At 74.7% G+C, this 21,840-nt stretch carries 13 protein-coding genes; 2 read left to right on the top strand and 11 right to left on the bottom strand.

Annotated features, from left to right (window positions below):
• The coding region (locus E4099_RS03185) for a DUF3516 domain-containing protein (protein ID WP_135337355.1) at positions 1-1,428 on the top strand (1,428 nt) is incomplete at its 5' end.
• Between the two features lie 161 nt (positions 1,429-1,589).
• On the opposite strand, the gene E4099_RS33945 is transcribed toward E4099_RS03185, so the two are convergent.
• The 4 genes from E4099_RS33945 to E4099_RS03160 all read right to left on the bottom strand — a co-directional run bounded on the left by E4099_RS33945 (position 1,590) and on the right by E4099_RS03160 (position 9,310).
• Positions 1,590-2,588, bottom strand: a complete 999-nt coding sequence (locus E4099_RS33945) for a helix-turn-helix transcriptional regulator (protein ID WP_245244560.1) — start codon at positions 2,586-2,588, stop codon at positions 1,590-1,592.
• Positions 2,589-2,616: 28 nt separating this feature from the next.
• Positions 2,617-4,320, bottom strand: coding sequence for an amidohydrolase (locus E4099_RS03170; protein ID WP_135337354.1), 1,704 nt, complete (start codon positions 4,318-4,320; stop codon positions 2,617-2,619).
• A gap of 240 nt (positions 4,321-4,560) precedes the next feature.
• Positions 4,561-8,976, bottom strand: coding sequence for a tetratricopeptide repeat protein (locus E4099_RS03165; RefSeq protein ID WP_135337353.1), 4,416 nt, complete (start codon positions 8,974-8,976; stop codon positions 4,561-4,563).
• Positions 8,977-8,980: 4 nt separating this feature from the next.
• Positions 8,981-9,310 (bottom strand): CU044_2847 family protein, encoded by a 330-nt coding sequence (locus E4099_RS03160; protein ID WP_135337352.1) that lies wholly within the window; start codon positions 9,308-9,310, stop codon positions 8,981-8,983.
• Positions 9,311-9,477: 167 nt separating this feature from the next.
• Here E4099_RS03160 and E4099_RS03155 point away from each other — a divergent pair, with 167 nt between their 5' ends.
• Entirely contained in the window at positions 9,478-10,452 is a 975-nt protein-coding gene (locus tag E4099_RS03155) for a coiled-coil domain-containing protein (protein WP_135337351.1), read from the top strand.
• Here the strand turns inward: E4099_RS03155 and E4099_RS03150 are convergent.
• Genes E4099_RS03150 through E4099_RS03120 form a run of 7 tightly spaced genes read right to left on the bottom strand, consistent with a single transcriptional unit; the run spans position 10,427 to position 21,840 of the window.
• The gene (locus tag E4099_RS03150) at positions 10,427-13,036 is read right to left on the bottom strand and encodes an AAA family ATPase (protein WP_245244558.1); all 2,610 of its coding nucleotides are present in this window, start codon (positions 13,034-13,036) and stop codon (positions 10,427-10,429) included. The genes E4099_RS03155 and E4099_RS03150 overlap by 26 nt on opposite strands.
• An 11-nt stretch (positions 13,037-13,047) precedes the next feature.
• Positions 13,048-14,460 (bottom strand): hypothetical protein, encoded by a 1,413-nt coding sequence (locus E4099_RS03145; protein ID WP_209446508.1) that lies wholly within the window; start codon positions 14,458-14,460, stop codon positions 13,048-13,050.
• Positions 14,450-15,109, bottom strand: coding sequence for a 4Fe-4S single cluster domain-containing protein (locus E4099_RS03140; protein WP_135337349.1), 660 nt, complete (start codon positions 15,107-15,109; stop codon positions 14,450-14,452). Before E4099_RS03140 ends, E4099_RS03145 begins: the two co-directional genes overlap by 11 nt.
• Positions 15,106-16,713, bottom strand: coding sequence for a vWA domain-containing protein (locus E4099_RS03135; protein ID WP_135337348.1), 1,608 nt, complete (start codon positions 16,711-16,713; stop codon positions 15,106-15,108). Before E4099_RS03135 ends, E4099_RS03140 begins: the two co-directional genes overlap by 4 nt.
• A complete protein-coding gene (locus E4099_RS03130) occupies positions 16,713-18,038 on the bottom strand; it encodes a hypothetical protein (protein WP_135337347.1) in 1,326 nt (441 codons plus the stop codon). The genes E4099_RS03135 and E4099_RS03130 overlap by 1 nt, the downstream gene beginning before the upstream one ends.
• Entirely contained in the window at positions 18,035-20,683 is a 2,649-nt protein-coding gene (locus E4099_RS33500; RefSeq protein WP_135337346.1) for a hypothetical protein, read from the bottom strand. Before E4099_RS33500 ends, E4099_RS03130 begins: the two co-directional genes overlap by 4 nt.
• Positions 20,680-21,840 carry a hypothetical protein gene (locus tag E4099_RS03120; RefSeq protein ID WP_135337345.1) on the bottom strand — a complete coding sequence of 387 codons (1,161 nt, stop codon included), beginning with the start codon at positions 21,838-21,840 and terminating at the stop codon, positions 20,680-20,682. Before E4099_RS03120 ends, E4099_RS33500 begins: the two co-directional genes overlap by 4 nt.

Below are 21,840 nucleotides of genomic sequence, written 5' to 3'. Positions count from 1 at the left end.
GGGTTCGACACCGCCGGCTTCGTGGTGGCCCAGGCGCCCGAGCATGTCATCGAGAACGAGAAGGCGCTGGCCAAGGCGGGAGACGATCCCAAGAAGCGCCGCAAGGTGGTCCGCAAGAAGGCCCCCGAGGGCTTCGTCAGCTGGGGCCAGAACACCTTCGAGAAGCTGATCGCCTCCGAACCGGAGCCGCTGACCTCGCGGTTCCGGGTCACCCACGCCATGCTGCTGTCGGTGATCGCCCGGCCGGGGAACGCCTTCGAGGCGATGCGGCGGCTGCTGGAGGACAACCACGAGCCGCGCCGGAACCAGCTGCGGCACATCCGCCGGGCCATCGCCATCTACCGCTCGCTGCTGGACGGCGGGATCGTGGAGCAGTTGGAGACACCGGACGCGGAGGGCCGGATCGTCCGGCTGACCGTGGATCTGCAGCAGGACTTCGCGCTGAACCAGCCGCTGTCCACCTTCGCGCTGGCCGCGTTCGAGCTGCTGGACCCGGAGTCCCCCTCGTACGCGCTGGACATGGTCTCGGTGGTGGAGTCGACGCTGGACGACCCGCGGCAGATCCTGGCGGCGCAGCAGAACAAGGCGCGCGGCGAGGCGGTGGCCGCCATGAAGGCGGACGGCGTCGAGTACGAGGAGCGGATGGAGCGGCTCCAGGAGGTCTCGTACCCCAAGCCGCTGGAGGAGCTGCTGTTCCACGCGTACGGGCTGTACCGCAAGAGCCACCCGTGGGTGGGCGACCACCCGCTCTCCCCCAAGTCGGTCATCCGCGACATGTACGAGCGGGCCATGACCTTCACCGAGTTCACCTCGTTCTACGACCTGGCCCGCACCGAGGGCATCGTGCTGCGCTATCTGGCCAGTGCGTTCAAGGCACTGGACCACAACGTCCCGGACGACCTGAAGTCGGAGGACTTCGAGGACCTGATCGCCTGGCTGGGTGAGATGGTGCGGCAGGTGGACTCCAGCCTGCTGGACGAGTGGGAGCAGCTGGCCAACCCCGGCGAGGAGTCGCCGGAGGAGGCACAGGAGCGGGCCGACCAGGTCAAGCCGGTGACCGCGAACGCCCGGGCGTTCCGGGTGCTGGTGCGCAACGCGATGTTCCGCCGGGTGGAGCTGGCCGCCTTGGACAAGGTGGCCGAGCTCGGCGAGCTGGACGGGGAGTCGGGCTGGGACGAGGAGCGCTGGGGCGAGGCGATGGACGCCTACTGGGAGGAGTACGAGGACCTGGGTACCGGTCCGGACGCCCGCGGGCCCAAGCTGCTGAGCATCGAGGAGCAGCCGCAGCACGGGTTGTGGCGGGTGCGGCAGACCTTCGCCGACCCGAACGGCGACCACGACTGGGGCATTTCGGCGGAGGTGGACCTGGCGGCCTCGGACGAGGAGGGCCGTGCGGTCATCCGCGTCACCGAGGTGGGTGCCCTGTAGTCCCCCGGCTCCCGGCGGGCACCTGGTCGGAAGTCCCCGCTCGCGCCGGGCGGCCGGGGACCGGCCCGCCGGGGTCGCCATCCCCTCCCGGCTGCCGCCTTCGGGCGGGTCCGGCCCGCCGGTGGGCCCACCACCGTGCTGCCCGGGGTGTCCGGGCCCGGCTACAGCGGCTCCAGCCCCCAGGCGGCGGCGCGTGCGGCGGCGGCGGCGCGGTTGTGGAGGCCGAGCTTGCCCAGGATGTGTTCCACATGGGTGGCGACCGTGCGCGGGGTGACGAACAGCCGGGTGGCGATCTCCTGGTTGGTCCGCCCGAGGGTCAGCTCGGCCAGTACCTGGAGTTCGCGCGGGGAGAGCCCGCCGGGGCGGGCGACGGGACGGCACACCACGACGGTCTCGGCGCCCTGGCGGGTCAGCCGGAGTTCCAGCAGTCGCGGCCCGTGGGGCACCAGCAAGGTGGCGGGCAGCGGGCGCTCGGCACCGGCCCGCCGGACGACGGCGGCCAGCGGTGAGTCGGCGTCGGCCAGCTCCGGTGGCACGCGTCCCTCCAGCGGCACCGGCTCGGCCCGCCGCGCCGGGAACAGCACGACGCCCACCCCCTCTCCGCCTCCTGGCGCCGCGGTACCGGGTGCGGCGGCCGGGGGCGGGCACGGCCGGTCGGCGACCGCCGCCAGGCAGTCGGCCAGCAGCGGCAGGGCGGCCCGGGCGGGGTCGCGCCGGCCGCGCACCCGTGTGGTGCTGACGTTGAGCACGCCGACGTACCGGCCGTCGGGGGTGAACAGGCACTGCGCCACCCCGTCCGTGATGCCCTTCGGCTCCAGCACCTCGCGGAAGCCGGGCGATATCCGCCGCAGGGGGCCCGGCACGTCGCGGAGCCAGCGCGCGGCGTCCGCCGAGTGGCGGATCAGCGCGAACATCGGGTCGTCGTACAGCCGGGTCTCGATGTACGCGGTGACCTCGGGCGGGTAGCTGCCCGTCAGCGTGAGGTGGCGGCGGAGCAGTGGGTCCCAGCGCGACAGCGAGGCATGGTCGTAGTCGATGACCTCGGACAGTGCCGTGAGTACGGCCGCGGCGTCCGCTTCGCCGCGGACGGCGTGCCGCGCGGCCTCGCGTACCCGCAAGGCCGCGCCGAGCACCTGTACTGAGCTCCGCTTCGCCACCATCTCAGTACGATCATCGCATGAAGGCTGGTCAGTCCTTCAGCAGGTCGTGCACGATCCGCCCGCCGACCGCGGTGAGGACCACCGGCATGTTCGGGATGTCGGACGGGGCGGCGGTGAGCAGGTCCCCCTCGAGCACACACAGGTCGGCGACCTTGCCGACCTCCAGCGAGCCCTTCCACTCCTCGGCGAAGTCCTGCCAGGCGGCGTTGACCGTGTAGGTGCGGAGCGCCTCGGCCAGCTGGATGCGCTGGTCCGGCCCGCTGACCCGGCCGCTCGCCTTGGACTCGCGCAGCAGCATGGTGGCGACCCCCTGGCGCCAGTCGGGGAAGGTCACCGGGGCGTCCGAGCCGCTGGCCACGGTCACTCCGGCGTCGATGGCGTCGCGGTACGGCCAGGCGTACGCCGCCCGCTCGGCCCCGACGAACTCCTCCTCCAGGTCCGCCACGACCCATTTGATCGTGGGGTTCATGTTGACGCCGAAGCCGTGCGAGGCGAGCGTCTTCATGCTGCGGGCGCTGAGGAAGTCTCCGTGGATGACGTAGTGGCGGGGGTCGGTCCGGGGGTGCTCGGTGGCCGCTTCGGCGAAGGCCTCGGTGACGGCGTCGATGCCGCGGTCCCCGGTGACGTGGACGCCGAGCTGGTAGCCGGCGGCATGCGCGTGCCGGATCATCCGCCGGACCTCGGCGACCCGCTCATCGTCGCTGCCGCTGCCGACGCACAGGGATCCGCAGCCGCCGCCGACGTACGGCTCGTGCATCCAGGCGGTCTTGTTCGGCACGACGCCATCGGCGAAGACCTTGACCCCGACGACGTTGAGCAGTCGCGGGTCGGCGGTCGTGACGGTGCCGAGCCCGTCCAGGGCCTCGATGAACTCCTCGGCGGTGCCCCCCATCCCGCTCGGCAGCAGCAGCACGCTGACCCGCGCGGTCAGCTCCCCGTCGGCGAGCAGCCGCCGGTAGACGTCCAGGGTGCTGTGGGCCATCGCGCCGCGCATCAGTGCGTCGCCGCCGGGGCCGAGCCCCGGCTCGGTGTAGCTGGTGATGCCGAGGGCGGCGAGGGCGCCCAGGGTCGCCTTGATCGCTGTGGCCCGCACCGCCGGGTCGAGCGCCGGCAGCGCCCGGTGGACCAGGTCCTGGGCAGCCTCGTGGAGGATGCCGGTGGGCTCTCCGTCGGCGTCGGTGACGATGAGGGAGCCGTACTCGGCCACCGCGTCCCGGCCGACCCCGGTCAGCTCCAGGGCGGCGGAGTTGACCCAGGTCGCGTGGCCGGAGAAGGAGTACAGCAGCACCGGGTGGTCCGGGCTGACCGCGTCCAGGTCGTGGCGGGTGGGCAGCCGGGAGGGGTCGGCGACGCACTCCTCCAGGTAGCCGGGGTCCCAGCCGTGCCCGGTGATCCACTCCCCCGCCGGGGTCCGCTCAGCCGCCTCCCGCACGGCCTCGGCCACGTCGGCCAGGGAGCGCACCGCCGGGGAGCCGACGGCGAGCGACAGCGGCGGCATGCCGATGCCGAACGCGCAGCCGTGCAGGTGCGAGTCGTTGATGCCGGGAAGCAGGGTCCTGCCGCCGAGGTCGACGACCCGGGTGTCGGGACCGATGTGCGACGCGACAGCCTCGTGGTCGCCGACGGCGCTGATCACCCCGCCGGTCACGGCCGCCGCGGAGGCGACGGTGAAGGCCGGATCGACGGTGAGTACGGACCCGTTGAGGAAGACCAGGTCTGCGGGAGTGGCCATGGCGGCGTCCTTTCATCGGTACGTCCGAGCCGAGCGCACGCGGAGCGCGTACGGGCACGGAAAGGTCGAACGATGAGGACTATGCGCCCTGCCGGCGGCGCGGCACATCGGTCATTCAACCGATGTGCCGGTGATCGGAGCGCGGTTCCCGGAGCGGCCGGACCCCGGGTTCCCCAGCGAGGGCTCCTTCGCGACCGTCCGGCGACACCAGGGCCGCGGAAGCCGCGTCCCGTCCGGGGCTCATGCCGAGGGCTCCGGCCCGTTCCCGGCCAGGCCGTACCAGTAGCGGGCCTCGGCCTCGTCGCCCTCGGCGGAGGCCACGTCGCCCAGCAGCGAGAGCACCACCGCCGGCAGGGGGTGCGGGGCGGGCCCCGGCGGGTCGGCCGGCGCACGCCCGGCGGCCGGAGCCGGGAGGGGGCCGGTCCCGGCGGGGCCGTCCGCCGGCTCCTCCTCCTCGGCCACCTCCGGGGCCCAGACCTCCCGGGCCCGTTCCCGCTGCCCCATGCTGAGCAGCAACTCGGCGAAGTCGTAGCGGGCCGCGGACTCGGTCTCCGGGTCGCCGCACCCGATGGCCTCCTCGAACCAGGGGTATGCCTCCTCCGGCCTGCCGTCCGCCACCAGGACCTGCCCCAGCAGGCGCAGCGCCTGCGGCCGGTGCTCGGCGTCCGCCGAGCGGCCCAGGGGGAGCAGGACCTCCTCGGCCTCCCGGAGCAGGCCCATCCGGAAGAGGGTGCTGCCGAGGTAGCGCCGGGCCATCGGCTCGACCTCCGGGTCCCCGGTGGCCAGGGCGTCGCCCAGCAGCCGCCGTGCCTCCTCGAAGTCGTTGGCGGAACGGCGTACGACACCCAGCAGCGCCCCGGCCCGGGCCGCGACCTGCGGGTCGTCCGCGTGCAGGGCGCCTTCCAGGAGGTCCCCGGCCGCCTCCACCTCACCGACCTCCAGCAGATACTCCCCCGCGCCGAGATAGGCGACCGCGATCGCCTCGGTGTCGCCCGACTCCTCCACGCCGAGCATGAGTTCCCCGGCCGCGTCGTGGTTGCCCTCGCGCAGCAGCAGCACGCACAGGTAGGCACGGGCCACCTCGGTCACGTCCGAGGGGGCGTCCTCGACCACGGACCGCAGGAGTTCGCGGGCCTCGGCGTGGTCGGCGCCGCCGTCGCCGTCGCCGTCGCCGTCGAGCAGGAACTTCGCCAGCTGGAAGCGGGCCAGTTGGGCCACCGGCGGTTGACCGCGTTCACCCGCCTCACGCAGGTACGGGAAGCCTTCGGCGCTGCGGCCGCCGTACACCAGGACCATGCCGAGCAGTGTGTTGGCCCAGACCGCCGCGGTGGGGTTGTCCGCTTCGGCCACCACCCGCAGCAGGCTCTCGGCCCGTGCGAGGTCCCCGTTGTCGGCGAGCATCACGGCCAGGTCGATCCGGGCGATCAGGGACCACTCGCCGTGGCCGGAGTCGATCGCGACCCGGTAGGCCTCCTCCGCCTCCTCCACCCGGCCGTCCGCGGCCAGCAGATCACCCAGGATGTCGGCGGCGCGCGGACCCTGTTCGGGGTGCCCGGACCCCATCACCTCGGTGAGCAGCTCCCGCACCTCGGCCGTGCCGCTCTCCCCGCTGCCGGACAGTACGGCGGCCAGGTTGATCCGGGAGATCTGGGTCCAGTCGCGGTGACCGGAGGCGATCGCCGCCCGGTAGGCCTCCTCCGCCTCGCCCGGCCGGCCCTCCGCGGCCAGCAGCTCACCCAGGGTGTCGGCGGCGCGCGGGGCCTGCTCCGGGTGCCCGGACCGCATCACCTCCCTCAGCAGTTCCTCGGCCCGGGCCGTCCCGTCCTGCTCGCCGTCCGTCTCCCGGTCCGCCGCCACGACGAAGGCGAGGTCGACCCGGGCGGTGAGCGACCAGTCCGGGTGGCCGGAGGCGATCGCCCGGTCCAGCCAGTGCCGGGCCGGTTCGGCATCCCCCTGGCCGGTGTACCACTCGCCCAGGACGCAGGCCGCGCGCGGCCCCTGATCGGGATGGCCCAGCCGGTCCACCTCGCGCAGCATGGGCAGGGCCCGCTCGTCGCCCTGGCGCAGCAGCACGATCGCGAGGCTGACCGTGGCGGGCGGGACCAGCAGCGGATGTCCGGAGCGCAGTACGGCCTCCAGCATCCCGTGAGCCTCGGCGAGCCTGCCCCGCAGCATGTACAGCTCGCCCAGGCCCCACTGGGCCTGCGGCACGATGTGGTACCCGCCGCTGCTCACCGCCGACTTCAGCAGTTCCTCGGCCCGGTCCAGCTTGCCCTGGTTGGCGTAGAGCCCGCTGAGGTTCACCTCGGCCAGCCCGGTGATCTGGCCCGCGATCGAGTCGCCCACCGCCCGGGACAGCGCCCAGGGCTGCTCGGCCATCTCGGCCGAACCCGCGCGGGCGGCTCCCAGCGCCGGGCCACCGGGCTTTCCGATCTCGCGGCCCGCCGCGCGCCCGGAGCGCACTCCCCGCGAGCCGCCGTCGGTCAGCGCCCGGACCAGCTCCGTCTGGGCCAGGGTGGTCACCTCCGCGTCGCCGGCGGCGAGGACGGCCTCCAGCAGCTGTTCGGCCCGCTGGGCCTCGCCCTGGAACGCCAGCACCCGGGCGAGACCGACCTGGGCCATCTGCGAGACCTGCGGGTCCCGGGCGCCGACGGCCACCTCCAGCAGCGCTCGCGCGCGGGCCCGCTCACCGGTCATCATGAGCACTCCGGCCAGCTCGACCTGGGCGAGCGGGACCACGTCCTCCGCGCCCGAGGAGGCCGCGGTGTCCAGCAGGGCCACGGCCTGCTCGAAGTCCCCCTGGTACAGGCGTATCTCACCGAGCATCAGCGAGGCCCAGGCCGAACCCTCCCGGTCGTCCGCCACCCGGGCGACCCGCTGGAACATCCGCACGGCGACATCGGGCTCGGCGCGCACCAGCGCCACGTACGCGATCCGGAGCAGTTCCCCGGCCGGCTGCCGGCCGGCCAGGTACTCCCAGGCGAAGGCGGGCACCGCGGCGGACGGGTCGTCGGACCTGCCGTCCAGGTACTCGGACAGGTACGGGGATCCGGCGTACGCGGGCCTGCCGTCGGGGCCCGGGACCCGCTCCAGCAGGGCGATGCCGCCGGCGACCGGCTCCCGCGCCCAGGCCAGGCCCGTCCCGTACAGCGACTCGTCGGCGTCGACGTGCGGGGGGTGGGCGCGGAGGTAGGCCTCGAAGAGCTCCAGCAGCGCGGCCTCGGGCACCGGCGCGGTCATGCCCATCCGGTGCCAGTCGGCGGCGGCCTTCACCAGCGCCCAGCCGGCCGGGCAGCTCTCGGGGGCGTCGCCGAAACGCTGCTCCAGGGCGGGAGCGGCGACCATCAGCTCGCCGATGCCGCGGGAGGTGAAGTCCTCCCTGGGATAGAGCTCCCGGGCGACGGCGGCGTCCTCGGCGGCGAGGAACGACGGCAGTTCGACGGTGCGCGCCTTGCCGAGGACGGTACGGGCGATGCGGCCGACCTCGTTCTCCATGGCGGTGAGCGCCGCCCGCTGCTTGGCAGGCAGCGTGGCGACCACGGTGACGGCCGGGTTCCGGTGGGCCAGCCGGTCGAGGATCTGCAGGTCCAGGCCGCCGGGCTGGAGGTAGCGGTGCAGGTCGTCGAGCCAGAGCACGGACCGGTCCGATCCGGTCGGCAGCTTGAGCCGGCTCAGGTCGTCCAGGATCCGGGAGCCCGAGCTGTCCGGGCGCGGCACGATCAGCCGGGCGCCGGGCAGCGTGCGCCGCAGCGCCTCGTACAGCGTGCGGGACTTGCCGGCCTTGGAGCGCCCGGCCAGCAGGACGAACCTGGCCCCGGCGAGGGCGGCGTCGAGCTGGTCGTCCTGCCGGCGCCGGGGCACATAGGGGGCCTGGTCCGGGTGGTCGCTGTAGGTGGACCGGGAGACCCCGATGTCGTGCGGGTCCACCTGGTCGACCCGGGGGATCTCCCCCTCCTCGGTCAGCGGGATCCACAGCAGGTTCTCCAGGCGGGTCCGCAGTTCCTCGGAGGTCGCGTCGCGGACGTACGGGGCGAGCGCGGGCCAGTACCGCACCAGGGTCTCCACCCTGATCGCGTAGGCCGTGCGCCGGTCGACCTTCTTCACCGAGTCGCGGGCGACCAGTACGCCGATCACACCCTGGCTCGTCATGTCCCACACCGGGGAGCCGGAGAAACCCCGTTCCAGCGCCCAGCCGCTGTGCGGGCTCGCCTCCACCTGCAGCCATTCGCTGCCGGCGTGGCCGATGATCTCGCCCCGCACCGGAACCCCCTGGCGCGAGCGCTCCTGGGGGTAGCCGTAGGCGCGGAACCGGTGGTCCCAGGTGCCGGGGTCCGTACTGCGCAGCGGTGCGGGCTCCGCCTCCGGGGGCGCCGGGGCGCCGAGTTCCAGGACCGCGATGTCACCGTTCCCGGAGCCGGAGACCGGGTGCCAGCCGCCGGGCACCACGGTGGCGGGGATCGGCTCGTGTGCCGAGGCGTGCTGGAACTGCACGAACACCGGGTCCTCGGGCAGCCCCGGGGCCGACCCCGGGCGCACCACATGGGCGCAGGTCAGCACGTGCCGCGGAGTGACCAGCAGCCCGGCGCCGACCGGATCCTCGGCGCGGGAGCGCCGGACGCTCACCAGCCAGGGCGGGCGCTCCCGAGCCGCGGCCACCGGCTCACTCCCCGGTGCCCTGAGCGCTCCGGCTCCAACGGAGGGTGACGTTGAAGTGCCCCTCGAGGGCGGTCTTGGCGATCACCACACCGGTTTCGGCGTTGAGCTTCATCCCGAACTCGACCTCGTACTCGTCGGGCGCCAGGGCCCGTATCGAGTCGGCCACCGAGCGCAGGGCCGGGCGCACCGCCGCCAGCGCCTCCTCCAGTCGGCGGCCGGCCTGCGCCACGCCGCTGGGATCCCGGGCGATGAGCTCCAGCTCCGGTCCGTCGTCCGCCACCTCGACCAGCAGTGAGGTCCCTTCAGGACCGTCGAATCGCACCAACTCGGCCATCAGTCCCCCGAACTGCCACCCGCCGGACACCGGTCTGAAGGAGGATAGTGCCGGGAGCGCCGTCCGCGGGCGGGTTTCCCGGTGATGCACCGCGGCCGGCCGGTGCGGTCCGGACACGGGCGGGTTCGATGAGGGTCCGAGGGGACGGGAGTCCGACGGGGGGCGTCGTGGACGACACCAGGCGGGAGATCGCGGATGTGCTGGCCGCCACCGGCATCGGCGAGCAGGAGGCCGCGCTGCGGGTGCTGGGGTGCGCCCTGCGGTGGGCCGCGGCCGCGGTGGGCCGGGTGGACGGCGGCGCCGGCGGCAGTCACGCGCTCGCGGTCCTGTACGAGCTGGACGACGCGCTGGAGGAGGGCCGGGGGCTGGCCGAGGCGCTGCCCGGGCTGCTGGCGACGGCCCGGCCCGGGGACCGGGTGGGGCGCGGCACCGAGGAGCTGATGCGGCAGCTCACGGAGGCGGGCGACCGGGTCGCGGCCGAGCGCGAGGTCCTGGAGAAGCTGGTGGCCGCGGAGGAGGCCCTGCGCCGCCGGCTGGCGGAGCACGAGGAGCTGCGTCGGCAGGTCGACGAGCTGCGCCGGCTGGAGCGGCTGGTTCTCGCGCTGGACGCGCTGCGCGAGCAGCAGGAGGTCATCGGCGGCCGGCTGGCGGAGCTGCGCGGCCGGGACACCGGGGTGGACGGGGCGCTGCGCACCGGCAGTGACGCGCTGGTGCGGCTCACCGAGGACCAGCTCGCGGTCCTGGCACCGCAGACCAGGCAGGTCCTGGAGCGGGCGGCGAAGGCGCAGGGGGCGCTGGCCGCCGCGGAGCGGGAGCACGAGGCGAGCCTCGCCGAGCTCGCCTCCTGCCATGACCGCCTGGAGCGCATCCAGGCCGAGCGGGGCTCGCGGCTGGCGTCCCTGCGCCGGCACGCGCAGGCCGACCGCGAACTCGCCCGGGCGCTGCGCGGCGCCGCCGCGGCGGCGGGGGGCACCGCCGAAGCGCAGGCGGGGCAGCACGCCACGCTGGAGGAGGTGGAGGCCGTGACGGACGCCATCGACCAGCGGCTCCGGGCGGCGGACGAGGCGCTGGGCCAGGTGTTGGAGGAGCGCGGGGCGCAGGACACCGAAGGGCGGGTCACCCTCCTTCGGACGGGGGGCTGACCGGCGGGCCGGGCACGTCCTCGGGCCGGAACTCCGGTTCGGTGACCCCCGGTACGTACCGGGCCGCCATCCGGCCCTCCATGGTCCCCAGCAGTCCGCGCACCGTACGGGCGTTGCCGAAGGCGGCCGGATTCGCCCGCCGGGTCCGCTCCAGCCAGCTCGCGGCCCGTTCGACGACTCCCGCGCCCAGGGTGTAGCCGTCCGCGGCGGCCATCCGGCGCAGGATCTCCACCAGGTCCTCGAGCGTGTACTCGGGGAAGGGCACCCGGGTGGTGAACCGCGACCGCATCCCCGCGTTGAAGTCCAGCAGTGCGTCCATGTCCCGCGGGTAGCCGGCCGCGATCACCACCAGGCGGCCCCGCCACTCCTCCATCTCGCGGTTCAGCGTGTCGATGGCCTCGGCGCCGAAGCCCCCCTGTCCTCCCGTGTCGCGGACCAGGCTGTACGCCTCGTCGATGAACAGCACCCCGTCCAGCGCGTCGTGCACGGCCTGGCGCACCAGGGGCGCGGTCTGTCCCACATAGCCGGCGACCAGGTCGGTGCGGGTCGCCTCCACCATGTGTCCCCTGCGCAGCAGGCCGAGGTCGCGGAAGAGCTTCCCGATCAGCCGGGCCACGGTGGTCTTGCCGGTCCCGGGCGGCCCGGTGAACAGCAGATGGGGCGGGGCGATGGTGTCCTTGCCCAGGTCCTGGCGCATCCTCAGCCGGTCGGCCAGGCCCGTGAGCACCTCCCGGACCGGCGTGAGACCCACGTAGTCGTCGAGTTCGGCCAGCAGGGCGGCGGGGGTGGGCGGGGGTTTGGGCAGGTAGGCCCGGTACTGCTCGGGGATGTCGGCGGCGCTGACCGGCTCCGTGACGTTGCCCCGGACGCGTCGCGCCCACTCCCTGCGCACGGCGTCGGCGAGGGTGCGCATGTCCCGGGCGTTGGCGAAGTCCTCGCCGCGGGTCCGGTGCATCTCGGTGGCGATCTCCCGCAGCCGGTCGGCGGTGTCGGCGGCCGGCCTCAGGCCGAGCTCGTGCAGGCGGCGCAGCAGGATGGCGTGCAGGGTCTCGGGTGGGTAGTCGGGGAAGTCGATGATGTTGTACCCGGGGAACCGGCTCGCCAGGCCGGGGTTGGCGGCCAGGAACTCCGCCATCTTCTCCGGGTAGCCGGCCACGATGACGACCAGGCGGCCCCGGTCGTCCTCCATGCGCTTGAGCAGTGTCTGGATCGCCTCGCCGCCGAACCCCTCCCGCTGGTCGCTGAGTCCATAGGCCTCGTCGATGAACAGCACCCCGTCCAGGGCCCGGTCCACGGCCGCCTCGGTCCGCCCGGCGGTCTGCCCGACGTATCCGGCGACCAGGTCGCTGATCCTCGCCTCGAACACATGCCCGCGGCTGAGCAGGCCCAGGTCCCGGTACATCTCGCCGACCAGCCGGGCCACGGTGGTCTTGCCCGTGCCCGGATTGCCGGTGAACACCAGGTGCAGCGCCGGGGGTTCGGCGTGGGTGAGCCGCCCCGCGGCCCGCAGTTCCGCGTTCGCCTCCACCTCGGCCCGCAGCTGCTCGACATGCTCCTTGAGCGCGTCGAGTCCGGGCATGGCGGCCAGCCGCTCCCAGGGGGTGCGGCCGTCGGCGGCCACCGCGCCCACCCACTGGCGCACCGTGTCGCGGCTCAGCTCCCCGCCCGCGGCGGCCAGTTCCCTGAGCCGGGTCCGCCAGGCGCGGGCGGTCTCCGGATGGGCGGCCATCGCCTTGACGATCGGGTCCAGTTCCCGCCAGTCGGCGATCCGCAGGCGCTCTCGTACCCGCACCGCGTGGATCAGCCGCTCCAGTTCGGCGGCCTGGGGGTGGTCGATCCGGAGGGTGCCGCCGCGGCCCGGCGCGGCGCGCCGCTCGGTGACGAAGGTGTCCAGCCGCGGATAGTTGCCGCAGCCCCGTACGAACTCCGCCACCTCGTCCAGGGTCGGCTTGCTGAAGACCAGGATCCACTGGTTGCGGTCGTCGACGTGGTCGGCCCAGCCGGCCAGGGCGTCGGCCAGCTGCCGCGGGGCGCGGGTGTGGCGGAGGATCTCCTCGGCGTGCGGGAAGACCACCGCGGTCCGCCGCTTCGACCCGCGCAGATAGCCGACGAGGGTCATCACCCCGAACGGGTCGGAGACTCCGGTGGACGGCGCCGCGGGTGCGGAGCCGGTGCCGGCGGCGCCGGCCGGCTGGTTCCCCGGTGGCTCCGGGGCCGGTCGGCGGCCGAAGTCCCGTACCAGCAGTGCGTCGAGCGGCCCGCGCAGCCGCGGGTGCCGCATGGTCCGTGCGCCCGGCGGGTTCGGGGCGCTGGCGGTTCGGCGGCTCTCGCCGCGGGAGAGGTCGCGGGAGGCGTGGTCCCGGAAGTAGACCGGGTGCTGGAGGGAGCTGAAGACGATGCGCTCGAAGCCGTCGGCCCGCAGCAGCCGCCACAGCGCCTGTTCGAAGAAGCAGATCTGGTAGGCGCTGTCCACGAAGACGTCTCCCACGCCCGGGCCGTAGAGGATGGTGAACGGTTCGCCGCTGTGCAGGACGGCCGGATCGAACCGTTCCATGGTGGGGCCGGGCGCGGGTGGCGTCTCCACCGCCGGCTCCGTCATTCGGCGGCCGCCCCCGGCCGCCGCCCCTCCGGGGGCCGCGCCGCGGCCTGCGCGGCCGGGTCCGGCTCGCGGTGCCGTGCGATGTCGGTCAGCGCGGGGTCCGGTAGGCCCGGCTCCCTCACCGGCGCCGACGCACTCAGGCCGTCCGCCGCCAGCGCCTGCTGGATCGCCTCGGCGCGGTCCTGGAGGACGGCCTCGGCCGTGGCGTCGTGGTCGTAGGAGAGCACCCGCACCACACACTGCTCGGAGTCCCGGTCGGCCTGCGAGATGTCCACCACGATCTCGTTGCCGGTGGCGTCGTTGCGGAGCTTGGCGTAGTACCTGCCCCGGGGGTCCGCGGCCTCGTACTCGCCGTCGACCAGGTCGTAGTAGGCGTACTCGCTCAGGCTCTGGGCCACCGCGTCGGCCAGGTTGACACGTATCTGCGAGGCGAGGTGGCGCATCCCGGCACGCTCCACGGTGCCCCCCAGGGCCTGTTCGAGCCGGGGCGCCTCCTCGTCGCGCAGGCCGCGCAACTCCTCGGTGGCCGTCGCGTCGTCACGTGCCCGGGTGAGCGCGTGCCCGGTCTCCCGGCGCAGTTCCTCCAGCTCGCCCTCCGACCAGTACACGACGTCGAGCACATATCCGGCCAGGGCCTCGCCGTCCGGCCCGATGACCGGCCGCTGCTCGTTGCCCGTGATCAGGGTCTCGACGCGCACCAGGGCCTCGACCGCCTCCTGCTGCGCCGAGCAGCGTTCCAGCTCGCGCTGCTCGATGTCCACGCGCAGCTCGCCCAGTGAGTGGTAGGTGTCCTGCGCCATGGCGAGGGCGGCGTCGAACCGGCCGTCGGCGGCGTTGTGCCGCGCGGTGCCGAGCCGGGCGGTGAGCCGGTCCAGTTCCCCCGGCGCGTACCGCTGGTGCGGCAGCGTCCGGCCGATCAGCCCGGCCATGGTGTCGGCGTCCGCCAGCCAGGTCCGCACGGTCTCGGCGGCCCGCGCCCGGTCCTCGGTGAGGGCGTCGATCTCCCGGGACAGCCGGGCGGTCTCGGCGCGCCGCTCGGCGCGTTCCTCGGCGATCGCGCGCCGGGTCTCGGCCTGCTGCTCGGCGAGCCGGCGGCGGGTCTCCTCCTGCATCCGGCCGGCGGTCTCGTGCAGGGTGCGGTGCAGCTCGGCGGCCTGCTCCCGAAGCCTGCGCGTGGTGTCGGCCTCCATCTCCCGGGTCCGGTCGCTCAGCCGGCGGACCGCCTCCTCGTGCTGCCGCTGCCGCTCCTGGACGGTGGAGAAGGTCCGGTCGATGTCCGCGCGCGTCCGGGCCCGTACGTCGTCGATGAGCCGGGGGAGGTTGCGCTGCACGTTCTTCAGCTGCTGCGCCTCCCGCTGGAGGCGGTACCACTCCGACTCGTCGACCTGGATGCGCTTCTTACCGCTCACGGTGGTGCTTCCTTCCTGGGGACATACGGCCGCGGACGGCGTCGACCGCGGTGTCGAAGGCGGCCGGCAGCCCTGGCGGGGGCACCCCGATGAGCAGGGCCTCCGGGCCGCGGATGGCGATCTCGGCGCTGCGGGGTCCGCGGTCGAGGTCGTGCCCGCTGTCGGCCAACCGCCGGGTGAGGTGGTGGATCCGCTGGTTGGAGCTGCCGCGCAGCCCGCGCCCGTCGTCGAGCGCGGCCACATAGCGGCCGTCGATCAGTACGTCGACGGCGGCGAGCAGCGCCGGTACGCCGGGATCCGGCGGCTGGGCGCGCAGCCGCTCCAGGCGGTACCCGGTGAAGCAGATCACCGAGACGTCCCGGATCTCCCGGGCGATCCCGACCACCTCGGCCAGTCCGGCCGCCTGCCGCATCGGCTCTCCGCCGGAGAGGGTCAGACCGGTCACCCGGGGGTCGGCGAGGAGTTCCGCCGCCAGTTCCCCGGGGGTGGCGCGCCGGGCCGGGCGGTCGGGGATCCAGTCCGGGGCGACGCAGCCCGCGCAGTGGAAGGGGCAGCCCTGCACCCACAGGGCGGACCGCACGCCCGGCCCCAGGGCCTCGGTGCCGACATGCGTGGCCGCGACGTTGAGCACGGCGGGGGCGGTGCTCATCGCGGCCGGCCGCTGCCGGGGGCTGCCTGTTCGGCCCGCTGCTCGGGAAGATAGGTGAACGACATCCCGTTGACGACGGCCTGGCGGCCGGGCACGCAGGTGGCGTCGCTCTGCCGGTCGGCGGAGCCGTCCGGGGTGTAGCGGATCAGCAGGTCCACCCGGGGCCCGCGGTCCGTCCTGCGGCGCCGGCCGTGGACCGTGCCGCGCCCGCCCGACCGCGGCCGCAGCGACGCCCTGCGCCCGGAGAGGGCGATGCGTTCGGGCAGTTCCCCGCCGAAGGCCGGGACGACGAGCAGTTCGCCGCGGAGCGGCGGACGGTGGACGCGCCGCCACCACAGCCAGGCGGCCACGAGGACCGCTGCCAGGCCCGCGCCGGCGGCGGGCAGGAGGACCGCCGAGCCGACCGTGGCCCGCAACGGCAGGGCCGCCCCGGTGACCCGGACCCGCTCGGGTACCTTCAGCCGCACATCCGGGGCGAGCGCCCGCTGCCATGCCGAGGTCACCCGGCCGGACACCCGCAGGGTCGCGTCGGTCTCCTCGGCGTGGCGGTACGGCACGCCGCCGGCCGGCAGTGTGCCGCGCAGCCGCACCGAGTACGTCTTCGAGGTGCCCGGGGCCAGGGTCAGCCGGGTGGGCAGGCCGCTCAGCCGCAGCGGGGTGCCGTCGGCCGAGACGCGCAGGCCGGTGACGGTCAGCGGGGTGTGGCGGGACGTCGAGCGGAGGGTGACGGAGGCCGTCGCGGATCCGTCCGTGACATCGCGCCGGCCGCGCTCGGTCCAGGACGCGGTGATCCCCTTGCCGATGTCGTCGGCGAGCAGGAGGCGCGCCTTGCGGGCCCGGGTGCCGTCGCCGGCCCGCTCCAGGTAGGCGTCGAGGTCCTGGATGCTGTCCGGCCGCAGCACGGTGGTGTCGTCCACGACGTCGCCGAGCAGTTCGGCGCCGCTGGCCCCGCTGCCCAAGGGAAGGGCGTACCCGGCGAGTTCGGCCCGCTGGTCGATGGCGTGGGCCCGCTGGCGCAGCGCGTTCCAGGGGGCGCCGCTCGACTTCGGGTACCCGGATCCCCTGGGCGGGTGGTGCTCGCCGTCGGTGAGCAGCACCACGGAGGCGATCTCGGCGGCGTCGCCCCTCTCCAGCTCGCGCAGCGCGCTGTCCAGTGCCGCGCCGATGTCGGTCTCGCCCCGGGGATCGGGTGCCTTGGGCAGCCGGGAGATGATCCGGTCGGCGTTCTCGGCCGGGCCGATGTAGCGCGGCTCGGGGCGGGAGTCGAAGGTGATGAGCGCGATGTGGTCGCGGGGCGACAGGCCGTCCAGGAAGGAGCGCAGGGTGGAGCGGACGGTGCTGTACCGGCCGTCGTCCGCCATCGAGCCCGAGGTGTCCACCAGGACGACGTAGTCGGCGGGCTGGTCGCTCAGTCCGAGCGCCTGGTAGATCTCGGCGCGTGAGGGGCCCGCGTCGGCGTGTGCCGCGGAACCGGCGAGCAGGGAGACGGAGAGCAGGGCCACGGCCAGCAGGGCGCCCCGGCACCGCGCGGCCAGACGCCGGCCGCGCCGGGCGGCCCGGTTCCCTGGGTGGGGGCGCGGCACACGGCCCCCGGCGGATCGCATCACGAACGGGCTCCCTCGATGTCGGTCGGCAAGGCGCCGAGCGGGTGTTCGCTGGGCGTCCCGGAGCCCAGCGGGTGCAGGACGAGACGGGCCGTCCCGTCGGCGGCGATGCGTACGCCCACGTGGAAGCGCGCCCCTTCGGCGCCCGGAGGGATCGTCAGGGTGCCCGCCGAGGTCACCGCGCCGCTCTCGGCGTCGCGTACCTGTATCCGGACCGGCCGCGCACCGGCCGGCCCGGTGCGCACCAGGACGCGTCGCCCGCCGGACTCGGCGAACACCGTCGCGCCTCCCGGTTCCAGCGCGCCGGCGGGGCTGATCAGCAGTTCCTCCGCGCGGGGTCGGCCCGCCGCGGTCCGGTGGGTGCCCACGCTCACGGCGTACGGATAGCGGTCGGCCGGGTCGACCCGGCCGGCGGCGACCAGCGCGGCGCCGAACACGGCGGCGTGCGCGGGGTCCACACCGCCGGGCAGCGCGACCGGCTCGCCCTGGCGGTCCGCCAGATGCCGCAGCAGCGGGCCGAACCGCGCCCCGCCGCCCACCGCGACCACCGGCGGGGCGGGCCGGCCGCCCCGCGCCTCGGCCAGCGCCCGGTCGAGACCGGCGGCGAGCCGGTCGAGCGCGCGGCGCACCATGCCGGCGGTGATGTCCCGCCCGGCCACCTGGAGGACCACGGTGTCCTCGTACCGCCCGGGGTGGCGTGCGGTGCGCCGCAGTGCGACGTCGAGCCGCTGCGCTGCCCCCTGCCGTGCCCTGGCCTGGTCGAGTGCCCGGCGGCCCGCGTCGTCGTCCGGCAGCCCGGCGCCGTCCAGCAGGGCGGCGTCGGATGCGGCGCCGTAGCCGCCGGCGGGCCCGTACCGGGCCGAGCCGGTCACGGCCACCGAGCCCGCGGTGAAGGCGCACAGCGACACCTCCACCGCCCCGGCGCCCAGATCGCACACCGTGTAGCGGGGGGCGGTCGCGGTGGCCGTGTGCCGCAGCAGCGCCATGACCGCGTGCGGCGCTCCCAGCACCCGCAGCCGGGGCATCGGGTCGGTGCCGTGGAGGGCGGTCAGCACGTCCACTGCCCGGCGCGCGTGGTCGGCCCGGTCCTGCTGGGGGACGACCAGCACCACGCGCTCGGGGGTGCCGCGGTGCTCGCGGTAGGCGGCGTACGCGTCCCGCAGGGCGGCGCCGCGGTGACCGCCGGTGCCCACCGGGGTGGGCAGCCCCTCCCCGGGCACCGAACCGGGCAGCTCGGCCGGCACCGGCGTCCCGTCCTCGCCGAGGTGGGCGATGCGGGTGAAGCGGGCGCCGGCGTCGATCGCTATCGCGGTGGGCGCGGTCATTCCCTCGTACCCCGATACCAGTCGGGGCGATCCGGCAGGAGTTTCCGCAGCAGGCCCTTCTTCCGCTCGGCGTGCTGGGGCGGCGCGACGGGCGGCAGGGTCCCCGCCGGTGGTTGGGGAGCCGGCGGCGGCTGAGGGTTCGGCGACGCTGGTTGAGGGGCCGGCAGCGGGGGCTGTGCGGCCGGCAGGGGCCGCGGGCTCGGCTGCGCCTGGGGCAGGGCCTGCGGTACGGCCCCCAGGGCCGCCAGGATCCGCTGGTGGCGGTCGACTTCGAGACGGCTGAACCGGGCCAGCTGGTCCCGCAGCGCCCTGCCCTCCTCGCCCCGGCTGACCGCCGTGTACAACTCGAGCCCCAGACCGGGCACCACGGCGTCCAGCGCGGTCTTCAGGGCGTACCCCTCCGACGCCCCGTAGGCCCGCAGCCAGACGCTGATCTCCGCAAGCAGCTGCGGGGGGAACCCGCGGGAGGCCGAAGTGGTGGCCCGGACGATGATCCGGGCCAGGTCCTCGATCGGCTCGCGGGCCCGGACGGCGTTCCGGAAGTCCCGAAGCGGCCGGAGCCAGTCCAGGTGGCGCCGGCGCTCCAGCGCCGCCATCAGTTCCTCGGGGAAGTCCAGGTCGAGCCAGGTCCGGTGGTTGTGGGTGAGCCGCCGCTCAAGGCCGTCGCACACCAGGTGCTCGGCGGTGGGCCGACGCTCCATGAGCCGGCTGAGCACCCGCCAGGAGTCCGCGTTCGGCACCTCGCCGAGCAGGGCCTCCACCACGAGTCGAAGGAGCTGGTCGTCGGGTCCGATCCGGTCGACCAGCGCGGAGGCGTAGGCGTCCTGCTCCCACGCGCCGGTGATCCGCCGCAGCCGTGGCAGCGCCAAGGGCATCCGGACCTCGCCCGGCGCGGCGGCGATCAGCGCGTACAGCAGATCGGCGTCCGCGGCCACCTCCGGCGCCGTGCCGCCGGCCGCGGGCGGAACCAGCCGGTCCAGGAGGTGCAGCAGATACGTGCGGCCGGCCCGGCCCCGTGCCACCTCCCGCAGCTCGGGGCCCAGCAGGCCCAGCACCTCCGGCCGGCCCTCCGTCGCGGCGATGTCCAGGGCGAACCGCCAGGCGTCGTCCATGGCCGCGGTGAACTCGGCGGCGTCCTCGGCCGTGGCCTGGTCCGGGGTGGCGATCCCCACCAGGACCGCGGCGAAGCGCGGCCACCCGGCGGTGCCGCCGGCGTCCCCGCCGATCCCCCGCTCCGCCAGGCGGCGGAGCGGGGCCAGGTCGGGGGTCTGGTTCTTCGCCAGCGTGCGGAGCCAGGCGAGCCCGGCGGCCGGGGAGCGCAGGAGGAAGGCGTCGGCCGCCTCCGACCGGTGGCCGAACTCGTTCTCCACCATGTAGATGAGGTTCCCGGTCCAGCCGGGATCCTGGCTCGGGTCGCCCACCAGGTCGGTGAACAGCTCCTCGAAGGCACCGGGACGGTCCGCGTTCAGGGCGTTCATCAGGCTCAGATAGCCCCTGGCCCGTGCGAAGGACTCCTGGGTCGAGCCCCTCTGGACGACGTCCCGGGCGAGCAGCCCCGGGGTCAGCGGGCTCCAGTGCTGCTGGAGCACCGCCTGGGCCAGGAGGCTGCCGCGGTTCGCGCGCTGGGCCAGGAAGGGCACCAGCACCCGCAGCCGGTTCTCGCCCAGGGCGTGCGCCGGATACAGCTCCAGCACCCGCTGCACGTCGTGGAGTTCACCGCGTCCGTGACCGATCTCCGCGATGACCGAGTCCAGCAGGTCGGCCTCGCGCAGCACCCGGACCGCCTCGGCGGCACCGTGTGCCGGGATGACCGCGACGGCGGCCAGCAGGTGTGCGACCAGGTCGGTGGTCGAGTGGCGCTTGGCCCGCAGCCTCAGCAGCTCGTCGAGATAGGTGCGCGCCGCGGCGCCCTGGGGTTCGGGCAGGCTGCCCGCGCCCAGCCGGACCTCCAGTTGCCCGGTCCGCGCGGTGGCCGCGAAGACCAGCCGCAGGCCGTGCTCGGAGTGGCCGGTCCAGGTCGCGGCGCTGAGCCAGGCGCGGCAGCCGTACGGCAGCAGCGAGCAGACCGCGTCCAGGACGCGGACGCGCTCGGCGACCTCCGGGAGTGCCGCGCCGGGCGGGGTGACGATCGCCACCTGCCGGTGGTCGAGCAGCAGGGCGGCGACCCGGGCGGCCCAGTCGAAGCCCAGCCGGTCGACGGTGGCCGCGAGTTCGGCGGCGGGGGTGCGGGGCACGGCGAGGGACACCCCGGTCCCGGAGTCGGGCAGTCGGTCGCGCGGCAGGACCTGGTCGATCGCGGACCAGGTCAGTTGGGCGTTGCTGGCCTGCGGCCACTCCAGCAGGAGCAGCCGCCAGGTGTAGCTGGGGGCGCCGGTGCCGTCGGCGCTGCCGTCCCAGGTGGTCTCCACGGCCGCGCACACCGGGGTCGGGTCCGTGCTCACACTGCCCAGGAACACCCGCCACGGCAGCCCCTCCGCGGGGTCCCGGTTGTCCGGGACCCCGGTGGTGGCGCCCCAGAGGTAGCGCTTGGCGCGGTCCGCCGGCAGGCTGCCGTCCAGGACGTCGTACCCCATGGCCTGCCCCGGATGCTTGCCCAGCACCGCCCAGTCGGCGGTCAACCGCACCGATCCGAGGCCCTCGTTCACCGCCGCCACCCCTTGCGCCCGGCGCGTGCGGTGCGGATGTTGTGCTCCAGGTCGGTCAGCGGTTCCAGGACGTTGATGGGCTCGGGCGAGGTGCAGATCCGGCGCACGCCGTCGACGATCTCCTCGTTGACGTAGTTGCGGTAGTCGAAGACGTGCTGCGGATTGAGCCGGAACCCGATGGCCGACGTGGCGTAGTAGCTGATGCGGTCGGGATGGAAGAAGTTGGCCAGCCCGTCGCGCACCAGGCGGGCGTTGGAGCCGCGGAAGTCGTCGCACATCCACTGGAAGAAGCGCTCGCTGAGCTGTGCGGGGACCCTGGGCAGCTGCGAGCCCACCGTGTCCTGGGTGACCCAGCCCGCCTCCACGGAGGGCCGGAAGACGTCCGGGTGGTCGAACTTGGCGACGCAGACGGAGACATGGTGCGGCAGTCGGCCGCGGTAGTGCCCGCCCATGTCCCGGATGCGCGTGCTCAGTTCGTTCAGCGTCGAGTAGAAGAAGGTCAGGCTCTCGGTCAGTTCCTGGGCGTCGCCGAGGGGATCGAAGAGGTAGATCAGGCCCTGGGCCCGGGCCAGCTGGTCGACGATCCCCTGGTGCTGGGGGTGGTCCCGCTTGAACACCTCGCCCGAGGCGTCCTGGATCTCCAGTACGAAGCTCACCTGCTGGGTCCGGTGCCGCATCATCCCCGACGGCGCCACCTCGCCCTGGAACGCCCAGCTCATGTTCTGGATGCCCACGGTGGCCTGAGGGAAGACCCGCCGGACCGCGAGCTGGGAGACGCTGTCGCCGAGGAAGTTGTTGGCCTCCGGTGTCATGCCGCTGATCAGCCAGTTGTGCGGGCTGTGCCGCCGGCCCTGCATCGCGGCGATCGGCAGCGCGGCCAGATAGGTCGTCTTGCCCGAGCGCGGCGCGCCCCACAGCCCGATCCGGACGCGGTCCTGGGCCGCCCCCTCACCCTGCGGCGCGGTCGGGATGCGCAGCGGTTCCAGGTTGCCGTCCGCCACCGGCGGCAGCGGCGGCTGGACCGGGTAGGCGGGCGCGCCCGCGGGCGGCGGGATGGGCGGCGGTGCGGGCTCGGCGGACGCTGCGGGGCCACCGGCGGAGGACGTCGTCGGACCGCCGGACGACTTCTTGTTCGGGTCGTAGAAATCAGCGGACAT

Origin of the sequence: Streptomyces palmae (assembly GCF_004684805.1) — a bacterium.
Taxonomy (GTDB): Bacteria; Actinomycetota; Actinomycetes; order Streptomycetales; family Streptomycetaceae; genus Streptomyces; species Streptomyces palmae.
This window is presented reverse-complemented; position numbering and strand designations above follow the sequence as displayed.